Source organism: Campylobacter showae CC57C, from assembly GCF_000344295.2.
Classification (GTDB): Bacteria; Campylobacterota; Campylobacteria; order Campylobacterales; family Campylobacteraceae; genus Campylobacter_A; species Campylobacter_A showae_B.
Map to the genome: position 1 here is coordinate 1 of NZ_AOTD01000018.1, position 6,780 is coordinate 6,780.

Consider the following 6,780-nt stretch of genomic DNA (forward strand, 5'->3'; position numbering starts at 1 on the left):
CCCCACCCACGCCACGATACCGCTCACGCACACGCTGCATGCCGTTAGCAGCGTCGCGCATACGATGATGACGCCGCGCTCGAGCGTTACGTTTACGCCCAGCCTCGCCGCGCTCTCGTCGCCTAGAGATAGCAGGTTTATCCTCCAGCTCATCGCCACGAGTAGCACCGCGCAGGCTATCATCACGGGCGCGATAAATTTAAGATTGCCCGCGTCGATCTTGGCTAGACTTCCCAGCTGCCAGTAAACGATGTCGGGCAGCTTGGTCTCGGGATCGGCGACATATTTTAAAAAGCCGATCACCGAGGCCATCAGACCGCTAACGATGATACCCGAGAGCACTAGCATCAGCGTGCTAGAGCGCCCCATCAGGCGCGGTATGGATAGCGTCATGCCTACGGCTGCGAGCCCGCAGACAAAGGCTAACGCCTGCACCCAAAAAAGAGACATATCAAACATGATCGCAACCGCGGCTCCCACGCAAGCTCCAGCCGAAACGCCCAGCAGATCGGGGCTAACTAGCTGGTTGCGAAAGACGCCCTGATATGCCGCTCCGCTGATGCTAAGCGCGGCTCCGACGAGGACGGCCGCGATAATGCGCGGTATGCGGATGTTTTCGACGACGTTTTGGATATTTGCTGCGGCGTCCGTCGGTACACCGAAAAAGCCGCCGATCACGCTAAGCACGTCGCCGGGAGCCACGTAAAACCTGCCGACGCCAAGCGCGACTACGCCGCAAACTACGGTCAGCACGGCCAGCAAAATCAGCGTAAATTTAAAACTAATATTTTTCATCTTTCTCCTAAAATAAAATCTCTGTCCGCGGTAGCGCCGCATAAAAATATCAGCGTAAAAACAGACTTTGTCCGCAATCAAAACAACCCGATATGAGCGCCAAATTTGAGCTATTCGGGGCAAATTTACCCGCCGCTTTTTAGAATTTGACTCGGTACACTGCTACGCCAAATTTGAGCTATTTTACGACACGATCTATCCATCTAAAAAGCTCGTCCAGATCGTAGTCGCCGCCGTGACCTTGCCCCCAAGGCACTTCAAAATCAACCGTCTTGCCAGCATTTTGTAGCCCCAGCGCCAAGATAAGCGGCACCGCTAGAGCCGTATCGGAGTCCGTTGCGCCGTGCCTGATGCGGTAAAATTTAGCCGCATTTTCATTACCTAGATAGTTCATCGCATTTGCCATTTTTATGATTTTAGCGTCTGCGATCTCGCCTGCACCGCGTTTGGCGCTAAATTCGGTAAAGTGCTTCGCCGCTGCGTCAGCATCGCCAAAAAAGTCGTTTTCGGGGTTTTCTAGCTTTAGCCCGTCAAAGGCCGGCACGGTTTTGACGCGCGGCATAGATAGGACGTAATCGTCAAATTTAAAATCATAGCCGAGCGTGCAGCCCTGCGTCTCAAGCGTGAAAAACTCGGGCTTTAGCAGGCTTTTGTCGCGGCTTTTTGCGGCGGCGTAGGAGTCTGCGAGCGTCTTTTTGACGTACTCCTTAAAGCTACCTTCGCCGCTAGACTCAAGCGTTAGCGTGTGACCTTTAGCGTCCTTTAAATTTAGTGAATTTACGTAGGCGGGGAAGGCTGATTTTAGCGCGGCTGAGAGCTCTTTTTGCTCTGCGGTTAGCTCGCCGGAGACGGTTTTTGGCTTGCCACGTCGGTCGTTAAATCCAGCCGCGTCAAGCGCGCTAAAGCCCATTTTCTCGTATTTCGTCTGCGCACTAAACATCCACTCGTAGGCTGCGTCGGCGTTTTCTAGGTTTGTAACCGGGCAGTAGGCGGAGACGGCGTAGATCTCGTCGCTAGCCTTTGCGGCGCCGAGTTCTGCCAGATAGGGCTCAAACTCGGGCGCGTCCGCCGAGACGCCAAGCAGCGCCGACATCGCTCCGCCCGCGCTCGTGCCGTTTGATATGATTTTGTTTGCGTCGCCCGCCATCGCTGCGTCGTTAAATTTTAGATACCGCACGGCGGCCTTTAGATCAACGATGGCTGCGGGCGCTTTGCCGCTAAATTTGCCGTTTGCGTCCTTTGAGCTCCTGCCTCTAGCTCCGGGCGCTGCGACGACGTAACCGCGCTCAAGTGCCGCTAGCACCGCGTTTGGTTTGCCGTTTTTATCAAGAGCCGGCGTAAAAGGCTCGCCCGGCATATATCCGCCAATGGAGTTTGGCAAAAATATCGGTGCGCTTGAGGCGTCAAATTTGCCCGTCTCGCTTTTACCGCCCTCGAAATACCGCGCCGGAACGTAAAAATTTAGCCTCTGAAACCGGCTATCCACGGGGTTTGCTACGTAAACTATCCCCTCGTAGGCTCTAAATTTAACCTCTTTTTCGCCCGCTTTTATAGAGCGCGTTTCAAATTTATCCGGGTCAAATTTCAGATCCGCCGCCTGCGCGCTAATCGCCGCACACAGGCAAGCCGCCGCGTTCAAAACAAGCGCCCTCTTTTTCATCTTTGTTTCCTTTTGATTTTGCGGGATTTACCCGCAAAGCCGCTCAAATTTGACTATTTGCTACCGTCCGGATTTAGCCCTTTTAGGATGTAGTCAAACTCCGCGTCGCTAAGGTCGTAGTTCATAAATTTCTTATAAAACGCCTTAGTTTTGGCTTTTACGTCGACGTCTTTAAAGAGCTCTGGCTGAACGATAGTAGCCGCCCATAAAATTTGCAGCGCAGACTCCGCGCCGTATCTATCCCAGCTAAACACGCCTTTTGGGTTGCCGTAGACTTTTTTGTTTTTGACCGCTTTTAGCCCTGCAAATACCGGATCAGCGTAAATTTTCTCAACCGCTTTTTGATTGTCCGCGCCGCCCACGATGATGATATCAGGGTCTGCCGCCACGATCTCTTCGGCCGTGATTTCTATCATGCTGCCCTCTTTTTGCACCGCGTTTTTACCGCCTGCGTATTTCACCCACGTGTCGATGATCGTTTTGGTGCCGTCGATTTTTAGCAGGTTTGCGCCGCCCACGATATGTAGCACTTTAGGGCGCGCAGCGTCGTCTAGTTTGTTCGTGCGCTCGGTGACTAGCGCGATGTTAGCATCTAGGTTTTCGTTTAGCTCTTTTGCCTTGCTAGCTGCGTCGCCGCCGATTAGCTCAGCCGTTAGCAGCACGCTTTTTTTCATATCGTCGTAGTCGCGAAATATCGCGTTTACCGCGTTAAATCCGTTTTTAGTAAGATTTTCTTGGAAATTTTTATTTGATACGACGACTACGTCGGGCGCTAGTTTAACGAGCTCCTCGATCTGGATGTCGTTGCCGTTTAGCGCGGCCGGTACATCTGCGATGCGCGGGTAAATAGCGGCGAACCACTTATTTTTCTTGATAAGATCTGTCGTGGTTACGATCTTATCCGCGCCGCCTAGTACCAAGATCACTTGGTTATTTGCATGCCAAAGCGCGGCTATCTTTTGCGTTTGGGCCGGGATTTTGACCTCGTTGCCGGTCATGTCGGTGACGGTTTTAACCTCGGCTCCTAGCGCGACGATAGCGCTTAAAAGCAGCGTCGTGAGAAATTTTTTCATCTTTTGCTCCTTGTGAGATATAAATTTATAATATTACAAAATTGCATATTAAAATAAGATATATTTTTCAAATTTTAAGAAAGAAGCGAAATTTGAGGCCAAATTTGAAAAGCAAAATTTAAAAACCCCGCCCGCGGTTTTGCGAACGGGGCTAAAAATCACTCGTGGTGATAGTCGTCGTAGATGACCTTGTTGGTTTGGAATTTGATGCGTTTTAGCTCGCGAATACGCAAAAACTCATCCTCCTCGATCCTTTGGATCTGGATGGCGGCCTTAAAGGTCGGAGTCTTACTGATGAAGTCCCAGCCGTTGCTGGTTAGCTCGTTGCAGCAGCTCTCCCAGTAGTGGTAGGTCATCTGTATGACGCCGTCTGGGACGATGCCCGTGACGTCTGCTTTGATGACGATGTAGCCGTATCTACTCCATGCTTTGATGAAGTCTCCTTGCTTGATACCGTAGCGTTTGGCCAGCGCAGGATTCATCTCCGCGATCGGTCCGATACTGTCGCCGCCCTCTTCGATAGCTTTTGAGCGTCTAGTCATGACGCCGCCGGCATACTGATAGACTTTACGCGTAGTTAGCAACTGTATCGGGTACTCGGCGTCGGTCGGCTCGTCCACGCTACCGGCCATCACTTCGTACTCAGGCGGTAAATTTACGCGTTTAGCAAACTCGGCTTTTGCCGGTTCGATATCTGCGACGCTCTTTACGTGCAAGCAAGGGATAAATTTACCTTTGCCGTCCGGCGTAAAGAATTTTTTATCTAGATAGAGGCTCTGTCCGCCCATATCGTTTTCATTCGGGCACGGCCAGTGCAAACCATGATACTTTTTGATACGGTAGTAGCTCATGCCGCCATATCTTCTAGGGTCGCACTTGCGCACTTCTTCCCAAATTTCTTCAGGCGAGTTAAAGTTAAACCCCTCCGTCGCTCCGAGCCTTCTGGCGATCTCGCAGATGATCCACCAGTCTTGTCTGGCGTCTCCAGGAGGGGTGATAACGTGCTCGTTGTGCTGCACGCGGCGCTCGGCGTTAGCGTAGAGGCCCTCTTTTTCGCTACTTGCCACACCCGGTAGCACGACGTCGGCTTTACGCGACGTTTCGGTTAAGAATATATCCTGAACCACGTACATATCGACCTTTGAAATCGCTTTTAGGAAGTGGTTGGTGTTCGGGTCGGTTACGACCGGGTTTTCGCCCATCGTCCAGAAAAAGTGCACCCTGCCGTCAAGGATAGCGTTTGGCACTTCGGTTTTGTGGATGCCGATTTTACCGTTTAGAAAGCCTGGCTCTAGATGCCAAACCTGCTCAAACCACTCGCGCTGTTTAGGATCGGTTACCGAGCCCAAATTTGGGAAAATATTTGGCAACACGCCCATATCGCAGCAGCCTTGGACGTTTTCTTGTCCGCGTATCGGTAGGTCGCCGCTGCCTAGCTCGCAGATATTTCCCGTTAAAAGGAATAAATTTGATATATCGCAAACCGCGCCCACTCCGTGGTTAAAGTGCGTAACGCCCATGCCGTGCGTGATGACCGCAGGTCTGATAGTCGCGTACATGCGGGCCGCTTTTCTCACGTCCTCAGGGTTTAGATTGGTGTAACTAGCGATAGCTTCAGGCGAATAGTCCTTGACCGCTTCGCGTACGTATTCTACGCCTTTGGTGCATTCGTTTACGAAGTCCCAGTTAACTAAATTTTCCTCGAAAATAACGTAAATGAGCGAATTTATAACAGCGATGTTATGCTCGGGCGCTAGCTGCAAATGTACATCCGCTCGGCTGGCAAATTCCGTTTTTATCGGGTCCACCACGATGAGCTTAGCGCCGCGGTTTAGCGCGCGCTGTATGTGCATAGCCGCGATCGGGTGGCCGTTTTCGGGGTTTGAGCCGATCATCAATATACAATTACTATAAGGTCCGATCTCCGTGAAGCTGTTTGTCGCCGCTCCGTTACCGATTGTTTTGGCAAGACCTGCCACAGTCGGAGCGTGTCAAATTCTAGCGCAGTGATCGACGTTGTTCGTGCCGATTACGGCGCGCATTACTTTTTGCGCGACGTAGTTGTCCTCTAGCGTACAGCGAGCCGAGTAGTTGCCTACTAGCGCGTCAGGGCCGTATTTTTCCTTGACCTCTTTCATCTTTGAGACGACTAGATCGAGCGCTTCGTCCCAGCTAGCCTCTTCAAAATCTCCATCCTTGCTAAATACGCCGTCTTTTTTGCGGATTAGCGGTTTTGTCAGTCTATCGGGCGCCCCCACGTAGTCCCAGCCGTAAAAGCCCTTTAAGCACAGATTTCCCTGGTTTACGGGGTTATCTTGCACTCCTAGCGCGCTTCTTATCACGTTGTTTTCGACGTGAAGCTCGACCTGACAGCCCGTGCCGCAGTACGGGCATATGACTTTGCCGGTCTTTGTCATTTTTTCTCCTTTTTTATATGCAAATTTTGCACATTTATTAAATATGAAATATTCGCATATTTGTCCTTAAAAGATAATAAATTCTCTTAATCTTGTAAATCAGTTTTTAAATTTAAGATTTAATTTATATTTTATATCTGTAAATAAAGCTGTAATAGCTGTAAAATCGTAATTTCTAGCGTATCATTTTAGTTACTTATAAAGGCATATTGAGAGATTTTATTAAGATTAGAATTAGTTATTGTATTAATGTAACTTAAAATTCTACTTCAACGCTTAATCAAATTTGATCCGTTTGTGAGGCGTTAAACGAGCATAGTGCAGTTAAATTTGTAAGCTTAAATTTGATAGCGCGAGCGTTTTGGCGTTAAATTTATTTTGAATTATTTTTGAAGTGCGGTAAATTTAGAGTGGGTTTCGGCCGGTCAAATTTGACTGCCGACTCGGCAAAACAAAATTTGATTTCGCGAGCAAGCCGCCAAATTCTGCCAAATTTGACCGATTTAACTAACCGCCGTTCGCAAAACCGAGTCAAATTTGACGCGTTAAAGGGCTTGGCGAGCCAGCTTGCTCCAAGCCCTTAAGCCGAGCAGGTCAAAACCCGTGCGCTTTTTTTAGCTCGGGATCGATCGGCTTTTTCGCGCCGTCTTTGGTCACGCTCACGTAGGTCGCGATCGCGGATGTCACATGTATGCACTCGCGAAAGCCCGCCGCATTTAGCCGCTGCGCCGTGACTTCGATCTTGGTTTTGATCGAGGTGTTGCCCACTTCCGTTATCTTGGCGTAGCAGCTCACGACGTCGCCGACGAAAACCGGCTGTTTAAATATAATCTCT

At 50.1% G+C, this 6,780-nt stretch carries 5 protein-coding genes; all 5 read right to left on the reverse strand.

The window, feature by feature from the left end; translation table 11 throughout:
* The coding region (locus H740_RS00980) for a FecCD family ABC transporter permease (protein WP_002950413.1) at window positions 1-795 on the reverse strand (795 nt) is incomplete at its 3' end.
* A gap of 178 nt (window positions 796-973) precedes the next feature.
* Window positions 974-2,455: a subtype B tannase gene (locus tag H740_RS00985; protein WP_002950415.1), complete on the reverse strand. Its 1,482-nt coding sequence runs from the start codon at window positions 2,453-2,455 to the stop codon at window positions 974-976.
* Between the two features lie 53 nt (window positions 2,456-2,508).
* Window positions 2,509-3,528 carry an ABC transporter substrate-binding protein gene (locus tag H740_RS00990; protein ID WP_002950417.1) on the reverse strand — a complete coding sequence of 340 codons (1,020 nt, stop codon included), beginning with the start codon at window positions 3,526-3,528 and terminating at the stop codon, window positions 2,509-2,511.
* 158 nt (window positions 3,529-3,686) lie between these two features.
* Window positions 3,687-5,945 (reverse strand): molybdopterin oxidoreductase family protein, encoded by a 2,259-nt coding sequence (locus tag H740_RS00995; RefSeq protein ID WP_231679287.1) that lies wholly within the window; start codon window positions 5,943-5,945, stop codon window positions 3,687-3,689.
* A gap of 594 nt (window positions 5,946-6,539) precedes the next feature.
* Window positions 6,540-6,780 (reverse strand): acyl-CoA thioesterase (locus H740_RS01005; RefSeq protein WP_002950422.1); only part of this gene is annotated, 241 nt, incomplete at its 5' end.

Coding starts and splice junctions, on each gene's coding strand:
- H740_RS00985 (WP_002950415.1), bottom strand. CDS start 2,455: ATGAAAAAGAGGGCGCTTGTTTTGAACGCGGCGGCTTGCCTGTGTGCG.
- H740_RS00990 (WP_002950417.1), bottom strand. CDS start 3,528: ATGAAAAAATTTCTCACGACGCTGCTTTTAAGCGCTATCGTCGCGCTA.